Below are 17,901 nucleotides of genomic sequence, written 5' to 3' on the forward strand. Positions count from 1 at the left end.
CGGCGGGCGGGCAAAAACGGTCACCGTTCACAGCAATGGCGACATCAGCCGCGCCAGGGCTTCCGGCAGGCGCTGACGCCAGAACGCCCGGTTCCGTTCGGCATGGACGGGCTCGGCGGCGGCGAATTCGCCTTCCAGCAACTGCGACAGCACGCCCGCAACGCCGCGGTCGCGGAACAGCATCGATATCTCGAAGTTCAGCCGAAAACTGCGGTGATCGAAGTTGGCGCTGCCGATGATCGCCAACCCGTCGTCGCACAACAGCGTCTTGCTGTGCATCAGCCGCGGACCGTACTCGAAGACCTTCACCCCGGCGGCCAGCAGCTCGTCGAAATAGGACCGCGCCGCGTACGTCACCAGCCGCGAATCGCTCATCTTGGGCACCAGCAGCCGCACATCCAGTCCGCCCAGCGCCGCGGAGGTCAGCGCCATGCGGGCGGCTTCGCCCGGTACGAAATAGGGCGTCGTCAGCCATACCCGGTGGCGCGCCTCGTGGATGGCCGCCACGTGCATGCGGTGGATCGCCTCCCACGCCGAGTCCGGGCCCGACACCAGCGTTTGTGCCGGAATGCCGCCTTGCACATTTGCCTCCACCGCGCCCCACAGGCGAGTGCCGTGGAAGTCGCGGCGTTGCCGGCCGGAGGTGTAGACCCAGTCTTCAACGAACACCTGCTGCACGCTGCGCACGACTTCGCCCTCGATGCGCAGGTGCAGGTCGCGGTAGGCGCGGGGATTCAACGCCTCGTTCTGATCGTCGGTGATATTGATGCCGCCGGTGAAGGCGATACGGCCGTCTACCACCACGATCTTGCGGTGCGTCCGCAAGTTGACCCATGGTCGCGTGAACGGGCGCAGGCGCGTGGGATGGAACCAGCTGAACTCGCCGCCGGCTTCGACCAAGGGCTGAAAGAAGCTGTCCTTCACCCGGCCGCACCCCACCGCATCCACCAGCAGCCGAACCTTGATGCCGGCGCGTGCGCGCTCCACCAATGCATCACGAAGACGGGTGCCGCTGCGATCCGCTGCGAAGATGTAGTACTCAAGATGCACATGGTTCTGCGCCGCCGCAACCGCGTCCAGAATGGCGTCGTAAGTCGCGGCGCCATCGACCAGCAGCTGCACCGACGTGGCGGTGGATGGCGGCAGACCGGTGGTGGTCTGCGCCAGCATGTTCAGCTCGCTGCAATTCTCGTCGGTGGGGCAATAAACGTCGTACGCCTCCAGACTGGAGCGCGACCGGTGCCGTCTGAGTTGCTGCCGTTTGATCTTCTGCGGACCCAGCAGAAAGTAAATCAGATAGCCGATGTACGGCAGCACCGCCAGCGACAGCACCCAGCTCAGCGTCGCCGCCGGTTCGCGCTTCTGCAGAATGATCCAGCCGCATAGCGGCACGATGTACAGCAGCCAGGCCGCGGTCAGCCAGCCCTTCAGGTTGGGGATGGACAGGAACCCGTCCCAGAACGTTTGTATGGCAGTCAGCATCCACCGATTCTATGCGGTGTCGCGGTGATTGAGACGTCCGCGGCGTAAGCTGGCGGCATGGGCGAAGCGAAGCATCCGGGCATCAAGGGACGGGGATCCACCGGCTATCTCCCGGGCCGGTTTGCCGTGACCACCCCGGTTTCCACCGACGATGGCTGGCACCAGCCGGACCAGGAAGGCGATATCGAATCATCGCCGCAGACCCAGGTACGCGAGGAAACCGCCCGCACTATCATCAGCCGCAACCAATCGCCGGACGTCGGCTTTTCGCAGTCCATCAATCCCTACCGCGGTTGTGAGCACGGCTGTTCCTACTGCTTCGCCCGGCCGTCGCACGCCTATCTGGACCTATCGCCAGGGCTGGATTTCGAAACCAAGATCTTCGCCAAGACCAATGCGGTGGATGTACTGCGACGCGAACTGGCCAAACCCGGCTACCGCGTTAGTCCTATCGCGCTAGGCATCAATACCGACGCTTATCAACCCACCGAACGCAAGTTGCAGCTGACCCGGCGGATCATCGAGGTGCTGGCAGAAACCAAGCATCCGTTCTCGCTGATTACCAAGAACGCGCTGGTCGAACGTGACCTGGATCTGCTCGCACCCTTGGCCCACGACAATCTGGTGCAGGTCCACTTCTCCATCACATCGTTGGACAACCATCTGTCCTCACGGCTGGAGCCACGCGCTTCCGCACCGCATGCGCGGTTGCGCGCGGTGCGTCGCCTGAGCGAAGCGGGCGTGCCGGTCGGTGTGATGTTCGCCCCGGCGATTCCATGGGTGAATGACAGCGAATTGGAAGCGGTGCTGGAAGCCGCGCGCGAGGCAGGCGCAACATCGGCCGGCTACGTGCTGTTGCGCCTGCCGCATGAAGTCGCACCGCTGTTCCGCGACTGGTTGCAAACGCATCTGCCCGATCGTGCCGAACACGTGATGAGCACGGTTCAACAGCTGCGCGGTGGCAAGGACTACGACTCGACGTTCGGCAAGCGGATGCGCGGCGAAGGCGTCTACGCCGATCTTCTCGCCCGGCGCTTCGCCTTGGCGACCAAGCGCCTGGGCTTCAACCGGAATCGCCACGACGACTTCAACTGCGATCTTTTCGTTCCGCCGCGCAAGCCATCGCCGCAAGGCGAGCTGTTCTAGCCACCTACCTTCGTAGGAGTGGTGCCGGCATGCCGGTACCGGTAAGTCGCGACCGGAAATCTAAAGCTCTTAGACACGGATCAATGCAGATGAACACCGATAAAGCGGTTTACTTCTTATCCGCTTCTATCCGATTTGATCCGTGTCAAAAGCCTTGCCTATTCTTCCGGTCGCGACTTGACCAGCCATTCGGCTGTTAAAAACCGTCGCTCCCACAAAAGAGCGGATACGAGCGCTGGTTGCACCATTGTGGGAGCGACGTGAGTCGCGACCGCGGCAACGAAACACCCCGTGAGACAGACCAGAGCGGTAACCCGCTGACAATCAAATAATCCGAAGCGTGATTGCCTTCAACACAGCACGCGTGCGATCACGCGTACCCAGCTTGTCCAAAATGGTAGAGACATAGTTCTTCACCGTTCCTTCGGCCAGGAACAAGGTTCGTGCGATTTCCTTGTTCGAGTAGCCGCCCGCCAGCAGCCGCAAGATCGAAACCTCGCGTTCGTTGAAGGTATCGCTGGGAGGAGCCTCGTCGCGAAAGCGGAAGCGTGCGCGGACCGGGTCGGTGCTGACCGGTTGCAACAATGTCTCCCCTGCCGCTACCCGTTTGATCGCATCCTGCAAATCTTCCGGTGCCGCGTCTTTCAACAGAAAGCCTTGCGCGCCGGCTCCAGTTGCGCGCAATAGCAGGTCGCTGTCGTCGAACGTGGTCAGCAACAAAACCGGGGTGCTATCACCGCGTGCGCGCAAAGCGACCAGCGCGTCGATGCCATTGATGCCCGGCATGCGGATATCGCTGAGCACCACATCCACCCGCGTGGCGGCGAGTTGAGTGAGTAACTCAGCGCCGTCACCGGCTTCGAATGCAATCTCGATGCCGCCCAGCCTCTCGATCAACGCACGCAAACCGGCACGAACCAGCGCCTGGTCGTCAGCCAGCGCGATACGAACAGGACTCGTCATGCGGGGAACCTTGCCTGTAGCTGCAGACCACCTTGAATGCGCGTGCGGACGAGAAGATCGCCACCCAGGGCGGCGACACGCTCGCGCATTCCACACAGACCATTGCCTTCCCGAACGGCGCCCCGCAGCTGGCCGTCGTCCTCGATCTTCAGCACCACGCCATTTTCTTGCGCGCTGAGCTGTACCCACAACGTATCGGCGTGGGCATGCTTGGCGGCGTTGGTCAGTGCTTCTTGCACCACCCGCAGCAGTGTTTCGGCGAGCGTGGGATCGACGATGCATAGGTACGGGTCGATATCCAGCTGCAAGCGCGGGCGCGGCAGAGGCGCCGCCAACGCGCGCAGCGCCATTTCCAGATCCAGACCGCGGGAATCACGCAATGCTTGCACCACATTGCGGATGTCGTCCAGCAGTTCAGTCGACAACTGTTCGGCCACTTTCACTTCCGGATGTCCGGCCAAGGCGGGATCCGCCGCCAGTGCACGCAGGTTGAGTTTCATCGCGGTGAGCTTGTGGCCGGCGACGTCGTGCAGCTCCCGCGCCACCCGGAGCCGTTCGGCACCGCGGGCGCTGTCGCTCAGCAAGGCACGCGTGGCCAGCAGGTCGGCGTTGACCCTGGCCAACAGGTCGCGTGAACGTTCGGCGGTGACCGCGTAGTAAACACATAGCGCGGCCAACGCCTGGAAGCCCATGTTGATCAGCACCATCATCGCCGGCGAGTTGAAGCCACTGTCGGCCATCAGCAGATAGAACGCCACGTCGACCAACAGCACCGCGGCTATCGCCCATCGCGGCGGCCAAAACCGGAAAGCGCATGCGGTCCAGATCACCAGCAGCACCTGCGCGGTACCGACCAGCGGCGCCACCCAAGTCAGCACCAGCGCGATGATAGGCATCAGCACCAGCGCTGCATGACGGGTCCGCTGCCAGTGCTCCGGTCCGGTCGACACGGTAGCGAACAGAACCGTGAATACCGATAACACCACCACAGCGGCAAATAGCCGAGATGCGGGGACGAACTGCAACGACAGCGCGACGGCGCCGACTGTGAATAGCCCGGCCAGGGTCATCGGTTCGCGCAAGCGGCGGAAGAATTCCAGCATGTGCGCATGCTGCGCCGGGCGTCCGGACGTTGGCAATGCCTCCGGTGCAAGTGATGACTTCTGGCAGGTCGGCCGTGCGGTGGTTGCCGGCACGACTGCTGACACAACGCTGTCAGCAGGCCACCCCTAGTCTTGCTACACACCCGCGAACCGCCGAGGCGACCATGAGTACGCAGGTATCCCCCTCCCCTTCCCCTGGCTTGCTGGCGCGGGTTCTACAAAGCTATGTCGCGGGAATCGGCCGCGGCATGGTCAGCGGCGAACAGCTCATCTATCCAGGAGGCTTCCCCATGCTGGACCCGCGTCCTCATCTCGACGGCCGCCATGATTTCGATTTCTATCATGGTCGCTGGCAGGTGCATAACGAACGGCTGAAGGAACGCCTGGCCGGCTGCGACGAGTGGGAACACTTCTCCGCCACCCAGCACTGCCAGCCGATTCTGGGCGGCGTCGGCAACCTCGACGACTTCGTTACGCAATGGGGTGGCGGGTTCCGTGGCATGACACTGCGTTTGTTCGATCTGAACGCGCAGCGATGGAGCATCTACTGGGCTAGCAACCGCACCGGCATGCTGGAGCCGCCGGTAGTGGGACGTTTCGAGAACGGCGTTGGTACGTTCTATGGCCACGACCAGCACAAAGGCCAGGCGGTGCTCGTGCGTTTCCTCTGGCACGAGATCTCAGCGGACCGCGCGCACTGGGAACAGGCATTCTCGACGGACGATGGCCAGCATTGGGAAACCAACTGGCATATGCGGATGACGCGTCTTTCGTGATGGAATGCGCTGCGAAGGAACATGCCATGAGCCAACGGGCTGTCACCATGCGTTGCGTGGAAATCCGTTCCTATCGGCTCAAGCCGGGCACGCGCGATACGTTCGATCGATTGATGTCGGATATTTCCGTTCCAATGCTGCGGCACTGGCAGACCGATGTGGTGTGCCACGGTGCTTCGGCGCATGATGAGGTCTTTTATTATTTGGTCCGCGCGTATTCCAGCGTGGAAGACCGGCAGCGCCGTCAGGATGAATTCTATGGCGGCACGGAATGGCGGGACGGACCGCGGCAAGCCATTCTCGATCTCATCGAAGACAGGGCGTGCTATCCATTGGGTAGCACGCCCTACATCGGTCGTCATTCCCATGGACGACCACACCATCGACAGGCTCAGGAACAAGGAAAATAACAATGTTTGATGCCCTGCCCCTCCGGCGTGCCGAACACGCCATCGTAGAGCTGCGCCAATACACGCTGCATCCTGGTCGGCGCGACGAACTGATCGAACTATTCGAACGCGAGTTCCTGGAAGGACAGGAAGCCGCCGCCATGGAAGTGATCGGTCAATTCCGCGATCTCGATCATCCCGACCGCTTCGTGTGGCTGCGCGGGTTCTCCGACATGTCCACCCGCCGTGAAGCGCTGGCCGATTTTTATGGTGGGCCGACATGGAAGGCAAATCGCGACGCCGCCAACGCGACGATGATCGATTCGGACAACGTGCTGCTGCTGCGCCCCGCTTATCCCGGCTCCGGCTTTCGCGTCGAAGGAAAGCCGCGGCCGCCGGGAGCGACCGCATCATCGGACGGATTGGTAGTGGCGAACCTGCATTACTTCGATGCGCCGGTCAGCCCCTGGTTCCTGGCGCATTTCCACAATATGCGTCGGCCGCCGCTAGCCGCGATGGGCGCGACGCTGTTGGCCAGTTTCGTCACCGACTACAGTGAAAACACCTTCCCCGCGTTGCCGGTGCGCGAAGGCGAACATGTGTTCGTCTGGTTCGCCCATTTCGCCGACGAGCAGGCGTATGCGCGCTATTGGCAACTAATGGAGGCGCTTTCGACCAATGGCGGTTCCAAGCCGCCGCAAGTACCGCACCGGGTCGAGTCGTTGCGGTTGAAGCCCACCACCCGCTCGCGTCTGGGCATTTCGTGGTGAGCTGCCGGTCGATATGGCGGTGGACGCGCGCGTCGGCGATGATGCGCGAATGCGCCGCGCCGACCGTCTGTTCCTGATCATCCATGCTCTGCGTGGCCGTCGCACTGCCCTGCCCGCCCGCAACCTGGCCGAGACCCTCGGCGTCTCGCTACGCACGGTTTACCGCGACGTGGCCGACCTGCAGCTGTCCGGTGTGCCGATCGAAGGCGAGGCCGGCGTCGGCTATCTGTTGCGCAAGGGCGCGGACATTCCGCCGCTGATGTTCAACATCGAAGAGCTCGAAGCCCTGGTCGTGGGCACCCGCTTTGTCCGCGCCTTCGGTGGTGAACGGCTGTCGCAGGGTTCGCGTTCGGCACTGTTGAAAATCGAAGCGGTACTGCCGCCTGAACTTCGCGCACGCGCCAAACGCACGCGAATCTTCGCGCCTGTGCTGGAGGGACGCCTCGAAGCCACCGGTATGATCGATCGCCTGCATGCTGCCATTGAAGGCCAGCGCGTTTTGGCGCTGGCCTATCGCGATCAATCCGGCGAACCCACACAGCGCGAAGTGGAGCCGCTGTGCCTGTCCTTCTGGGGCGGTAGCTGGACCTTGGGTGGCTGGTGCCGGCTGCGTGGCGATTTCCGCAATTTCCGACCCGACCGCATCGTGGCCGTGTCGGAAACTGGCGAGGTGTTTACTGAAACACCGGAGCGCGGGATGGATGCTTATCTACGCGCCGTGGGTGTTCAGCCGGAAGCTAGTATTTGATTTGTTGCGATCCTTGTGGGAGCGACGTGAGTCGCGACCGGAAGAACAAAGCTCTTTGACACTGATCAACGCAGATAAACACGGATAAAGCTTCGATGTTTGATCAGCTTCTTTCTGCGCTAATCCGCGTCAGAAGCGTTTGGTTTCCGGTCGCGACTCACGTCGCTCCCACATGGAAGCTCTGCGTCCACGGAGAAAATCAAACATCCCCGTCTTGCGCCCAGCCTTCGCCGGTGCCGTGGGTGTACACGCGGTCGCTCTCGAGCACATCACCCGCTGGAATCGCTTCTTGCTCATCCAGCCGCGCATAGATCGGAGTGAAGTCGGGGGCGGTGGCGTCCATCAGCTGTTCGAAGCTGTCGATGACAAAATACGTCTTCTGATAGGTATCGATGCGGTAGCGCGTCCGCATGATGCGCTCCAGATCGAAACCGATCCGGTTGGGTGCCGGCGATTCCAGCGAATACAAAGACTCGCCCTTCGACGACACGATGCCCGCACCGTAGATGCGCAGGCCTTCAGGGGTATTGATCAGGCCGAATTCCACCGTGTACCAGTACAACCGGGTCAGGTGCTGCAGCGCGTCCGCGCCGACGCCGTGCGCCTTCACGCCGCCCCGGCCGTAGGCCTCCATGTAATCGGCGAACACCGGGTTCATCAGCAGCGGCACGTGGCCGAACAGATCGTGGAACAGATCGGGCTCGGCGATGTAATCGATCTGCTCCGGCCGGCGGATCCACCAGGTCACCGGGAAGCGCCGATTGGCCAGGTGATCGAAAAACTCCAGCTCCGGCAGCAGGCCTTCCACTCCGATCAGGTTCCAACCGGTGGTCTTCCCTAGCACTTCATTGAGTTCGTCGAAGCGGGGAATATGGTGCGGGGTCATGCCCATCGCGTCCTGTGCCTGCAGGAACTCCTGGCAGGCGCGGCCCACCAGCAACTCGCGCTGACGCTGGTACAACTTGCCCCAGGTGTCGTGGTCGACCGCCGGGTAGTCCGCCGGTTGCTCCACCACGGCGGTCGTATAGACCGGCACATAGCCTTTGTCGGTCTTCCGGCCTTCAACAGGCTTGTACTCGACGCGGCGTGGCTCGTTCATGGACGGGTCCGGGGAGTGGGCGTGTGCAAGCATGCTATCGCCGAAGCGGCGCAATGGGATTGCAAAGTTGCGCGTGGTGGTCGCTTTGGCGCAATCTTGTTGCGTAAAAGCGCCAGGAGACACATCTAATGGTCGAATCCATCTCATTGGACCGCACCGACCTGCGCCTGCTCGCGTTGCTGCAGCGGGAAGGCCGGGCCGCCAATACCGAGATCGCCGCCCAGGTGAACCTGTCGCCTTCGGCCTGCCTGCGCCGCATACAGCGGCTGGAAGCGGCCGGCGTGGTCAGCGGCTATGCCGCCCTGGTCGACCCCAAAGCGGTGGGCCTGGGGCTGCAAGCCTTCGTTCGCGTGCAGTTGGAAAAGCACGGCCAGCCCAGCATCGACCTGTTCGCCGACAACATGCAACGCTGGGATGAAGTAGTGGCCTGCTACGCGCTCACGGGCGATATGGACTATCTGCTGCATGTGGTGGTGCAGGATCTGGAACACTTCTCGCGTTTCCTGCTGGACAAACTGCTCAACGCCAGCGGCGTGGCCGACGTTAATTCCAGCTTCGTACTGCGCACGGTGAAGGCGTTCAGCGGATTGCCGCTGCCGAAGGGATAGCGGCTGTGCCCGGGTGCTTGCGCGTTGTAGGAGCGACGGGTGTACGTGAAAGGCAGCGCAAGGTGCTTCAGCAGTAGGCGATGTAATGGTCCCTCATCGACGGCGATAAACTTCCCGTATGAACCAGTTCCAGCACTCCTGGCAACGCGCATGGACCGGCATTGGTGCACGGACGGACGGGCAGGGGGCGTACGAGCAGTTGCTTGCGCGCTATTCGGAACCGCATCGCCACTACCACACGCTGCAACATCTGGGCGAATGCCTGGCGATGTTCGAATCAGTACGTGGCTTGGCCGAGCATCCCGACGAAGTCGAACTCGCGCTGTGGTTTCACGACGCGATCTACGACACCCATCGGCCCGACAACGAAGAACGCAGCGCCGACTGGACGCGCGCTGCGTTGCTTGATGCTGGCGTCGCCGCCGACTCGTCCGATCGCGTGCATGCCTTGATCATGGCGACACGGCATACCGCCAATCCCACGCTGCCGGATGAGCAACTGTTGGTAGATATCGATCTGTCCATTCTTGGCGCGGAGCAGGCGCGCTTCGACCAATACGAAGAACAGATCCGCAAGGAGTACGCGTTCGTGCCGAGCTGGCTGTTTCGCCGCAAACGCAAGGCGATTCTGCAGGGTTTTCTGGATCGGCCGTCGATCTATAGCACGGCGCATTTTCGCGAAGCGCTGGAGCAGCGCGCCCGCGCGAACCTGAGGCAGACGACGCGTAGAGCGGCGATCTTATGCTGACTGTTAAACCGTCATGGCAGCAGTGTCGACATAGCATCCTTGTGGGAGCGACGTGAGTCGCGACCGGAAACATCAACGTCGCGACTCACGTCGCTCCCACAAGGAATTAACCCGTGCCTTCTGTAGAACCCGGCAAGCCCTGTTATACAACATACGTTAGCGTCACTGCGCTTTGGCCGTCTTCTCTTCGTCGCCGCACTTGCCGTCACTGCCCCACAATTTGCCGAGACGAAACTTGCTTTCCTCGCAGTCCGACTTCGCCGTAACCGGCGGCGGCGTCAAGCGCGCAGCCTGCGCGGCAATCCGCGTTTGCTGCAATTGCGCCAGCTTGGCGCGGATCTGCGGCATCGCCGCCAATGCCGCTTTCTCGCCTTCCAGAATGGCGTTGTTGCGCTGCTGGAAATCGGCCGGGCCGATGTCGCTGACCTTGGGCCTGATCACAATGTCCGCGCGCGCCAGTTCCTGTTCGCCCAGCTTCTGACCCATGATGCCGATCGACTGGTTGACGATGCCCAGCATGCTGGCGGGACGCGTGCCGGGCGCCTTGGTGGAAATATCCACCGCAATGACGAAGTCGGCGCCCAACTGCCGCGCCGCATCCACCGGTACCGGGCTGACCACGCCGCCATCGACGAAGCTTGCCTTACCAATCACCACTGGTTCGAACACACCTGGAATACTGCTGGAAGCGCGCACCGCCTGACCGGTGTTGCCACGCACGAACACCGTGCGTGCGCCGGTTTCCAGCTGCGTCGAAACCGCAGCGAAAGGTTTCTTTAGCTTCTCGATGGGCCGCTTGTCGACCAGATCGTTAACGTAGTCCTGCAGTTTCTGGCCTTGCACCAGGCCGCCGGAGAACAGGCGCACGTCGCGGATCTTCGCTTCATCCAGTGCGAACGCCTGCTGCTGCATCTGGAACGCGTCCATACCGCTGGCATACAGCGCGCCAACCACGCTGCCGGCGCTGGTGCCGGAGACCACGACGGGCTGGATGCCGTTGGCTTCCAGCATCTTGATCACGCCGATGTGCGCGAAACCCTTGGCCGCACCGCCGCCCAACGCAATGCCGACACGGATATCCGGCGGCGGAGGTGGCGGTTCAACGACCGTCGGCGGAGGGGTAGGCCGGGTGTTGTCGAAGCACGCGCTCAGCAGCAGCGTGAAGGTCAGCAGCCAAAGCGGGCGAGCGCGGCGGAGCGTAGTCATTTTGGTCAGGCCGGATAGGCGTGGTTGGAGCAGGGCGGTCAGGGCGCTGCGGTAAGGCGAGCGGCGCAGCATACACGCCGGCAGCCCAACGATATCCAACCGTCCGCGCCTATGTCGGATCGGCGTCCCGCCGCGAGCTCTTTCCGTCAGATCACGGCAAAAGCGAAGAACTCGCGGCGGGACGCCGCTCCTACAAGGGCACCTCCAGGGGGCATCGACATACGGAAATCCGTCCCTCCGCATGGAAGAACCGGCGGAGCGGCCGCGAATCCCCGTTACCTTCAGCCTGAACGGTACTTCCGGCGGTTGCCCCGGCTGTTGCTGTAATGCAACATTCGCGTGCTAGCGCCGTCGGCGCCCCGACCACCCACTCTCCGGATAGCCATCGCCATGTCCCAGCTTCGCTCCGCCGCCGTGCGGCCGCATCGCCTTGCCTTCGCCATCGCCGCTTTGCTGCCCTTCGGCACTGCCTTTGCCCAGGAAACACCGACGGCTGTCGCCGAATCACGCGAGGCTCCCGCCGCCACGCTGGATGCAGTGCAGGTCACCGCGCAGCGCAGGGTCGAAAACATCCAGGACGTGCCAGTGTCCATTTCCAGCGTCAGCGCCGAAAAACTTGACGTGCTGGGTTCCGGCGGCAATGACGTGCGCTTCCTGTCCGCACGCGTCCCCAGCCTGAACATCGAATCTTCCTACGGCCGCGCGTTCCCGCGTTTCTATATCCGCGGCCTGGGCAATACCGATTTCGATCTCAATGCGTCGCAGCCGGTTTCGCTGATCTATGACGAAGTGGTGCAGGAAAGCCCGTTGCTGAAAGGCTTCCCGGTGTTCGACCTGGAGCGCATCGAAGTGCTGCGCGGTCCGCAGGGCACGTTGTTCGGCCGCAACACGCCGGCTGGCGTGGTGAAGTTCGAATCCGCCAAGCCCACGCGCGAACTGAGCGGCTACGGCCAGCTGTCCTACGGCACCGACGACATGTGGAATTTCGAAGGCGCCGTCGGCGGCCCGCTAAGCGAGCGCTGGTCCGCGCGCGTGTCGGCGATGTACCAGCGCAAGGAAGATTGGGTGGACAACACCTACGCCGGTCCGAGCGACGGCTTCGAGGGCTACGACGAATCCGCCGCCCGCGTGCAGTTCCTCTATGAAGGCGATGCCTTCGAAGCGTTGCTCAATCTGCACAAGCGCCACCTCAATGGCACCGCGCGACTGTTCCGCGCCAACATCATCGAACCTGGCAGCAACCGTTTCGTGGCAGGCTTCGACAAGGACAAGGTGTCCACCGATGGCGTCAACTTCTCCGAGCTCGATACCTGGGGCGGCAGCGCGCGCCTGCGTTGGGAGTTTGGCGACTACAACCTGCATTCGATCACCGGCTATGAAACCGCCGAATCGCTCAACCGCGGCGATATCGATGGCGGCTACGGCGCGGCATTCCTCGGCCCAGGCAACTCCGGTCCCGGCTTCATTCCGTTTGCGTCCGAGTCGGCCGACGGCCTGCCGGACCACAAGCAGATCACCCAGGAATTCCGCCTGGAATCGAACTACGACGGCCAGTTCAACTGGCAAGCCGGTGTCTTCTATTTTAAGGAAGACATCACCATCGACAGCTTCAACTACGACTCGCTGACGCCTGGTAATCCGCAGGCGGGTCACGCGGTGCAGGAACAGGAAAATACCGCCTGGGCGGTGTTCGCTTCGGGTGAATACGACGTCACCGACAAGCTGAAGCTGCGCGGCGGCGTGCGTTATACGCAGGACAAGAAGGACTTCTCCGCCAGCGTGCTGGAAGCCGCGCCTTTCGGTGCGCCGGTCGGAGGCCCGTACGTGGTCAGCACCGACGTCAACGACGTCAGCTGGGATGCCAGCGCGGTGTATGCGTTCAACGATGACGTCAACTTCTACGGCCGAGTGGCCAAAGGCTTCCGCGCGCCTTCCGTTCAGGGCCGTCTGCTGTTCGCCGCCGCCGATTCACCTAACGGCGGCGTATCCAACGCGGACTCGGAAGAAGTGATTTCGTATGAAATGGGCGTCAAAGCCGACCTGTGGGACAAGCGCGCGCGCGTGGGCTTCAATGTGTTCCGCTACAACGTGGACAATCAGCAGATCATCGCCGTCGGCGGCGGTTCCAACATTGCCACGCTGCTCAACGCCGACAAGAGCACTGGCCAGGGCTTCGAGTTGGATTTGGAAGCGTACCTGACCGACAGCCTGCTGGTGACGCTAGGCAGCAGCTACAACGACACCGAGATCAAGGACGCCAACCTGGCCGTGCCGGGTTGCGGCGGCGGCTGCACCGTCACCGATCCAGCCGTGCCGGGTGGCTACTCAATCGATGGCAATCCGCTCCCGCAGGCGCCCAAGTGGGTGCACAACCTGACCGCGCGTTACGGCATCCCGATGGGCGAGGGCGCCGAGTTGTACGTCTACACCGACTGGGCTTATCGCAGCGAAGTAAATTTCTTCCTGTACGAATCGCTGGAGTTTCGCGGCAGGTCCACGCTGGAAGGCGGCCTGCGCGTCGGCTACGGCTGGAATTATGGTGACTACGACGTGGCGCTGTTCGGCCGCAACATCACAGACGAAACCCGCATCGTCGGCGCCATCGACTTCAACAACCTGACCGGCTTCATCAACGAGCCGCGCAGCTACGGTATCGAGTTCACTGCCAAGTTCTAAGACATCTTCTTAATCCGTCATCCCGGCGCAGGCCGGGACCTAGCGACTTGTGCGACGCGAAGACAAGGCACTGGGTCCCGGCTTACGCCGGAAGTGCTTTTCAACAGCCGAATGGCTGGTCATGACGATCAAGATCTACGGTGCTTTGATGACCGCCGCGGAACACCCGCGCCGCTTTACGGCGCGGGATACAACGCAGCGCGCACCACATCCAGAAGCTGCTCGTCGGGATCCTGCCGCTGTTCCCAGTACATCACGCCACCCAACCCGCGTTGGCGCACGAAACGCGCCTTCGCCTGCAGCGCCTGCGGGTCGTCATAACTGATCAAGCGCCGTTGCTCTTCGTTCCAGAGCCACGCGGATTGCGCCTGCTCGTCCCAGTAGCGAACCACGCCGGGCTTCCCGAGATGGTCACGTGCGATCTCTTGCCAGGAAATAAAACCACCGTCGCTGCCGAAGCGCTGGTGCAATCCGTGTTGTTCGACCGCCACATCGCCGAACGTGCGGCCATAGAACGCCAGCCCGATATTGATCTTGCGCGGTGGCGCGCCCGCCTTGATGAATTCGTCCACGGCTTTTTGCGTATTGCGGCTATCCGGCGCCGCCGTGCTTGAACGATACAAGGACGCATGATGCCCGGTCGTCGGCGTCAGGCTGCCGTAGAAGTCGTAGGTCATCAGATTGATCCAGTCGAGTATCCGGGCGATCTTCGCAATCTCCAGACCCTTGGCGGCTTCGCCGTCGGCCGCCGCGATGGTGAGCAGGTAGCGGCGACCGCTGTTGGTGGTACTCAAGGCATCCAGCTTTTCCCGGATGGCTATGAGCATGCGGGTGAAATTCTGTTTGTCTTCCGGGCGGTGGCTGATGCCAGGACCGGGATGGGCCGGATACTCCCAATCGATGTCCAAGCCATCCAGATCGTGCTTGCGTACCAGTTCCACGGCGGTGTCGGCGAACCGCGCGCGTGCGGCCTCGGTGAGTGCTGCTTCGGAGAAATTGCCCGCGCCCCAGCCGCCGATCGACAGCAGCACCTTCAGATCCGGATTTGCTTCGCGCAAGGCCACCAGGCCAGCCAGCGAACGCGCCGCGGTTTCCTGTGGCAGGAACACCTCATGCGACGGGTTGACCAGTGCGAACGCGAAATTGATGACGTCCAACTTGTCCGCGCTGATCTTCGGAAGCGCGGGACCATCGGCGACGTAGCCGATGATCCGGTAGTCATTCGCGGCGATATCGTCCGGCTGTTCCGCCCGCGCAGATACGTGGATGACCATGGCGACCCATGCCAGGCCGACCGCGAGATATTTCCTTGACGCTCCCATCCGTTGCACACCTCACGCGATTGCGAGAGGGCACTATACGGCGCAGCGCCGGCAGAGAATTGAGACGATGATTCGAAGAATCGGGAGACCGGTGCAGACAAAAAATGGCTGCAGGTCTGTCGCGCCTGCGCACCATCAAGTCAGGAATGCGGCGGGTCGCGGGGCGGGAAACGCAACAACACGCCGCGCTCTTCTTCTTGTTCCCCGCGTCGCCATAGGACGGGCACTTCCTGAGGCACAGGCAGTTCCAGCTCATCGTTCGCCTTGGCGGCTTCTTCTTCCTCGATCTCCCAGCTGTAGCGTTTGCGCGGCAGCATCGGATCGAGCTTGCGGAACAAGATGGCGGCGATGAAACCCGCCACGGCACCGCCCATATGCGCCTGCCAGGACACGCCGACTTCGCGCGGCAACACCGTCAGCACCATGCCGCCGTAGAACAGGAACGCGATCATGCCGGCGGCAATCGCCGCGCGGTCGCGGCGCAGCAGGCCCAACATGAAGATCATGAACATCAGGCCGTGAGTCAGCCCACTGGCGCCCAGGTGATGCGTACCAGCATCGCCCAGCCACCAGGGCCCCAATCCAGCGCCCAGCCATACCAGCGGCAACGCGTACAACGTGGCCCGCGGATAGACGCTGCCGGCCAGCGTACCCAGGATCAGTAGCGCGGTAGCGTTGGCGGCGATGTGCTCGATCGACCCGTGCAGCAACGGCGCCGTCAAAATGCCCCACAGCCCCTCACGGCTCATTGGCTCGATCGCGAACGGCCGCCAGTCGAAGCTGCCCTGCGCGGAGAACACCATAATCAGCAGCAGCACGAAAGCGAGGCTGAGGTTCAGCGCCCACAGCAGGCGCCGGCGGTCATGCTGCCGTTGGGTTTCCGGGTCGAAGGCCGGGTGATCGGGATGATGTGGGTCCATGCATCATGCAATGGCGCCGCTGGTTCGGATTGCAAGGGTGGTCATGGTGGTTCTCATACGGATACACCATCCCGTCCCCGGGATATTCCTACGGGTGAGTTGCAATTGGCTTTAGAGAGGGTTGCGGCAGTTCACTTCGCCGTTGGCTGGAGAGCACGAAGCTGGTTAACGTTTTCTCTTATTGCTTGCTGAGGCGGACAGTTTCCGCGCTGCCGCGGGCGTCACTTGTTCTTTGCTCGTGCAAAGAAAAGTAACCAAAAGAAACACGCCCCTGGCAGCGCGCCCCTTCGGGGTACGTGTCGCCGGTGGGAATTTTCGGAAGGCACATCCATGTACCTGCCGAAAACGCCGCGCGTCCTGCGCGGCGCCCCAAGGGGTTGTACCCACCGGCGCCACCGCGCCTTAAAGGGGACCCCAAAAGTCAAAGGCAACGACAAACGCGACAGCAACAGCAAAGCAACAGCAATCGACTACCTGGTGTACACACACGGATACGGTTTTTGCTTCTGTTCTTGACTGTGCTTTTGACGTTGCCTTGCTTTTGCTCTTCTGCTTCTCGGGGCCCCGTTCAGGTGCGGCAAGCGGGACGGGTAAAACCCCGCAAGGGGCGGCGCACAGGATGTGCGCCGTTTTCGGCAGGTACATGGATGTACCTGCCGAAAATTCCCGGCCCGATTGCGAACCCGAAGGGCGGGCCGCCTGGGGCGTGCTTTCTTTTGGTTACTTTTCTTTGCACGAGCAAAGAAAAGTGACGCCCGCTGCAAGCGCGTAGACCACCAGCTCCAGCGAGATATTCGCGTCAGCGCCAGGACAATACAAAACTACGCCGAAGCTCCAGGCTTAGCCGGCCGCATCAAACTCAGAACAATGGTCACACCCAGAATCACCACCACACCCGCCAACGACCACAACACCGGAATCTTGAACACATCGATCAGCAGCATCTTGGTGCCGATGAACACCAACACCACCGCCAACCCGTAAGGCAGCAGATGGAAACGATCCGCCATGCCCGCCAACAGGAAGAACATCGCACGCAAGCCCAGCACCGCGAATACGTTGGACGTCAGCACGATGAATGGATCCGCGGTGATTGCGAAGATCGCCGGAATACTGTCCACCGCGAAGATCACATCGGTCACGCAGATCAGCACCAGCACCACGAACAAGGGCGTGTACCAGCGGACGCCGCCCTGCTTCACGCTCAGCGCATCGCCGTGATAGGTCGGCGAGAGACGTAGGTGCCCGCGCATCCAGCGCAGCGCGGGATTGGCTTCCAGATCCGGTTCCTTGCCCGCGGCGAACCACATCTTGATGCCGGTCACCAGCAGGAACGCGCCGAACAAGTACAGCAGCCAATGGAACTTGGCCAGCAGCGCCGCGCCGGCGAAGATCAATAGGCCGCGCAGCACGATGGCGCCCAGTACGCCGATTACCAGCACACGCTGGCGCTGCTCTTCCGGTACAGCGAAGTAGCTCATCAGCATCAGGAAGACGAAGATGTTGTCGACCGCCAGCGACTTCTCCACCAGATAACCGGTGAGGAACTCCAAACCGACCTTGCTGGCCATCGCCGCGCCGGCGGTTTCGTTCAAGTACCACCACAACCCGGCATTGAACAGCAACGCCAGGCCGACCCAGCCCAGGCTCCAGTACAGCGCTTCCTTGAACGTCACCTTGTGCGCGCCGCCATGACGCATCAGCACCAGGTCGGCCAGCAAGGCCACGACCACCACGACGGCGAAGCCGCCCCACAACCACACATTGCCAATCGTCTGCATTCGCGACTCCGTCGAAAGTAAAAGGCGTACGGGCCGCAAAGGCAGAGGGATGCGAATGGAATGGAAGATATTCCCGATTCCAGGGCAAACCTTCGCCATGCGGCGAAGGTCTTGCTCACAGCCGATTAACCGACTGCCGTGGGACCGGAGCGATATGCTCGAAA

The 17,901-nt window shown here is 62.1% G+C and carries 16 protein-coding genes; 8 read left to right on the forward strand and 8 right to left on the reverse strand.

The window, feature by feature from the left end; translation table 11 throughout:
• Positions 1–27: 27 nt before the first annotated feature.
• Positions 28–1,482: a cardiolipin synthase gene (cls, locus tag AB6O04_RS06315; protein ID WP_368562986.1), complete on the reverse strand. Its 1,455-nt coding sequence runs from the start codon at positions 1,480–1,482 to the stop codon at positions 28–30.
• Positions 1,483–1,539: 57 nt separating this feature from the next.
• Here cls and AB6O04_RS06320 point away from each other — a divergent pair, with 57 nt between their 5' ends.
• Positions 1,540–2,628, forward strand: a complete 1,089-nt coding sequence (locus AB6O04_RS06320) for a PA0069 family radical SAM protein (RefSeq protein ID WP_368562987.1) — start codon at positions 1,540–1,542, stop codon at positions 2,626–2,628.
• Between the two features lie 324 nt (positions 2,629–2,952).
• On the opposite strand, the gene AB6O04_RS06325 is transcribed toward AB6O04_RS06320, so the two are convergent.
• Positions 2,953–3,591, reverse strand: coding sequence for a response regulator (locus tag AB6O04_RS06325; protein ID WP_368562988.1), 639 nt, complete (start codon positions 3,589–3,591; stop codon positions 2,953–2,955).
• The gene (locus AB6O04_RS06330; RefSeq protein ID WP_368562989.1) at positions 3,588–4,694 is read right to left on the reverse strand and encodes a sensor histidine kinase; all 1,107 of its coding nucleotides are present in this window, start codon (positions 4,692–4,694) and stop codon (positions 3,588–3,590) included. Before AB6O04_RS06330 ends, AB6O04_RS06325 begins: the two co-directional genes overlap by 4 nt.
• 164 nt (positions 4,695–4,858) lie before the next feature.
• On the opposite strand from AB6O04_RS06330, the gene AB6O04_RS06335 reads away from it, so the two are divergent.
• Genes AB6O04_RS06335 through AB6O04_RS06350 form a run of 4 tightly spaced genes read left to right on the forward strand, consistent with a single transcriptional unit; the run spans position 4,859 to position 7,377 of the window.
• Positions 4,859–5,470, forward strand: a complete 612-nt coding sequence (locus AB6O04_RS06335) for a hypothetical protein (RefSeq protein ID WP_368562990.1) — start codon at positions 4,859–4,861, stop codon at positions 5,468–5,470.
• Between the two features lie 26 nt (positions 5,471–5,496).
• Complete coding sequence (locus tag AB6O04_RS06340) at positions 5,497–5,880, forward strand: hypothetical protein (protein WP_368562991.1); 384 nt, start codon at positions 5,497–5,499, stop codon at positions 5,878–5,880.
• 2 nt (positions 5,881–5,882) lie between these two features.
• Positions 5,883–6,629 carry an NIPSNAP family protein gene (locus AB6O04_RS06345; RefSeq protein ID WP_368562992.1) on the forward strand — a complete coding sequence of 249 codons (747 nt, stop codon included), beginning with the start codon at positions 5,883–5,885 and terminating at the stop codon, positions 6,627–6,629.
• Positions 6,630–6,678: 49 nt separating this feature from the next.
• Entirely contained in the window at positions 6,679–7,377 is a 699-nt protein-coding gene (locus tag AB6O04_RS06350) for a helix-turn-helix transcriptional regulator (RefSeq protein WP_368562993.1), read from the forward strand.
• A gap of 199 nt (positions 7,378–7,576) precedes the next feature.
• On the opposite strand, the gene phhA is transcribed toward AB6O04_RS06350, so the two are convergent.
• The gene (gene phhA / locus AB6O04_RS06355; RefSeq protein ID WP_368562994.1) at positions 7,577–8,476 is read right to left on the reverse strand and encodes a phenylalanine 4-monooxygenase; all 900 of its coding nucleotides are present in this window, start codon (positions 8,474–8,476) and stop codon (positions 7,577–7,579) included.
• A gap of 128 nt (positions 8,477–8,604) precedes the next feature.
• On the opposite strand from phhA, the gene AB6O04_RS06360 reads away from it, so the two are divergent.
• Both AB6O04_RS06360 and AB6O04_RS06365 read left to right on the forward strand, forming a co-directional pair.
• Positions 8,605–9,084: an Lrp/AsnC family transcriptional regulator gene (locus tag AB6O04_RS06360; RefSeq protein WP_368562995.1), complete on the forward strand. Its 480-nt coding sequence runs from the start codon at positions 8,605–8,607 to the stop codon at positions 9,082–9,084.
• Between the two features lie 118 nt (positions 9,085–9,202).
• A complete protein-coding gene (locus tag AB6O04_RS06365; protein WP_368562996.1) occupies positions 9,203–9,832 on the forward strand; it encodes an N-methyl-D-aspartate receptor NMDAR2C subunit in 630 nt (209 codons plus the stop codon).
• A 162-nt stretch (positions 9,833–9,994) separates the two neighbouring features.
• Here AB6O04_RS06365 and AB6O04_RS06370 read toward each other — a convergent pair whose 3' ends face one another.
• Entirely contained in the window at positions 9,995–11,038 is a 1,044-nt protein-coding gene (locus AB6O04_RS06370) for a patatin-like phospholipase family protein (protein WP_368562997.1), read from the reverse strand.
• Between the two features lie 390 nt (positions 11,039–11,428).
• On the opposite strand from AB6O04_RS06370, the gene AB6O04_RS06375 reads away from it, so the two are divergent.
• The gene (locus tag AB6O04_RS06375) at positions 11,429–13,714 is read left to right on the forward strand and encodes a TonB-dependent receptor (protein WP_368562998.1); all 2,286 of its coding nucleotides are present in this window, start codon (positions 11,429–11,431) and stop codon (positions 13,712–13,714) included.
• A 176-nt stretch (positions 13,715–13,890) separates the two neighbouring features.
• Here AB6O04_RS06375 and AB6O04_RS06380 read toward each other — a convergent pair whose 3' ends face one another.
• The 3 genes from AB6O04_RS06380 to AB6O04_RS06390 all read right to left on the reverse strand — a co-directional run bounded on the left by AB6O04_RS06380 (position 13,891) and on the right by AB6O04_RS06390 (position 17,737).
• Complete coding sequence (locus AB6O04_RS06380; protein WP_368562999.1) at positions 13,891–15,036, reverse strand: glycoside hydrolase family 18 protein; 1,146 nt, start codon at positions 15,034–15,036, stop codon at positions 13,891–13,893.
• Positions 15,037–15,176: 140 nt separating this feature from the next.
• Complete coding sequence (locus AB6O04_RS06385) at positions 15,177–15,956, reverse strand: rhomboid family intramembrane serine protease (RefSeq protein WP_368563000.1); 780 nt, start codon at positions 15,954–15,956, stop codon at positions 15,177–15,179.
• Positions 15,957–16,777: 821 nt separating this feature from the next.
• Positions 16,778–17,737, reverse strand: coding sequence for a TerC family protein (locus AB6O04_RS06390; RefSeq protein WP_368563001.1), 960 nt, complete (start codon positions 17,735–17,737; stop codon positions 16,778–16,780).
• Between the last annotated feature and the right edge of the window lie 164 nt (positions 17,738–17,901).

The organism is Pseudoxanthomonas sp. UTMC 1351 (genome assembly GCF_040948865.1).
Taxonomy (GTDB): Bacteria; Pseudomonadota; Gammaproteobacteria; order Xanthomonadales; family Xanthomonadaceae; genus Pseudoxanthomonas_A.

What these genes read in the sequence shown, in the direction of transcription:
- cls (WP_368562986.1), bottom strand. Translation starts at nt 1,482, where the DNA reads ATGCTGACTGCCATACAAACGTTCTGGGACGGGTTCCTGTCCATCCCC.
- AB6O04_RS06320 (WP_368562987.1), top strand. Translation starts at nt 1,540, where the DNA reads ATGGGCGAAGCGAAGCATCCGGGCATCAAGGGACGGGGATCCACCGGC.
- AB6O04_RS06325 (WP_368562988.1), bottom strand. Translation starts at nt 3,591, where the DNA reads ATGACGAGTCCTGTTCGTATCGCGCTGGCTGACGACCAGGCGCTGGTT.
- AB6O04_RS06330 (WP_368562989.1), bottom strand. Translation starts at nt 4,694, where the DNA reads ATGCTGGAATTCTTCCGCCGCTTGCGCGAACCGATGACCCTGGCCGGG.
- AB6O04_RS06335 (WP_368562990.1), top strand. Translation starts at nt 4,859, where the DNA reads ATGAGTACGCAGGTATCCCCCTCCCCTTCCCCTGGCTTGCTGGCGCGG.
- AB6O04_RS06340 (WP_368562991.1), top strand. Translation starts at nt 5,497, where the DNA reads ATGAGCCAACGGGCTGTCACCATGCGTTGCGTGGAAATCCGTTCCTAT.
- AB6O04_RS06345 (WP_368562992.1), top strand. Translation starts at nt 5,883, where the DNA reads ATGTTTGATGCCCTGCCCCTCCGGCGTGCCGAACACGCCATCGTAGAG.
- AB6O04_RS06350 (WP_368562993.1), top strand. Translation starts at nt 6,679, where the DNA reads ATGCGCCGCGCCGACCGTCTGTTCCTGATCATCCATGCTCTGCGTGGC.
- phhA (WP_368562994.1), bottom strand. Translation starts at nt 8,476, where the DNA reads ATGAACGAGCCACGCCGCGTCGAGTACAAGCCTGTTGAAGGCCGGAAG.
- AB6O04_RS06360 (WP_368562995.1), top strand. Translation starts at nt 8,605, where the DNA reads ATGGTCGAATCCATCTCATTGGACCGCACCGACCTGCGCCTGCTCGCG.
- AB6O04_RS06365 (WP_368562996.1), top strand. Translation starts at nt 9,203, where the DNA reads ATGAACCAGTTCCAGCACTCCTGGCAACGCGCATGGACCGGCATTGGT.
- AB6O04_RS06370 (WP_368562997.1), bottom strand. Translation starts at nt 11,038, where the DNA reads ATGACTACGCTCCGCCGCGCTCGCCCGCTTTGGCTGCTGACCTTCACG.
- AB6O04_RS06375 (WP_368562998.1), top strand. Translation starts at nt 11,429, where the DNA reads ATGTCCCAGCTTCGCTCCGCCGCCGTGCGGCCGCATCGCCTTGCCTTC.
- AB6O04_RS06380 (WP_368562999.1), bottom strand. Translation starts at nt 15,036, where the DNA reads ATGGGAGCGTCAAGGAAATATCTCGCGGTCGGCCTGGCATGGGTCGCC.
- AB6O04_RS06385 (WP_368563000.1), bottom strand. Translation starts at nt 15,956, where the DNA reads ATGGACCCACATCATCCCGATCACCCGGCCTTCGACCCGGAAACCCAA.
- AB6O04_RS06390 (WP_368563001.1), bottom strand. Translation starts at nt 17,737, where the DNA reads ATGCAGACGATTGGCAATGTGTGGTTGTGGGGCGGCTTCGCCGTCGTG.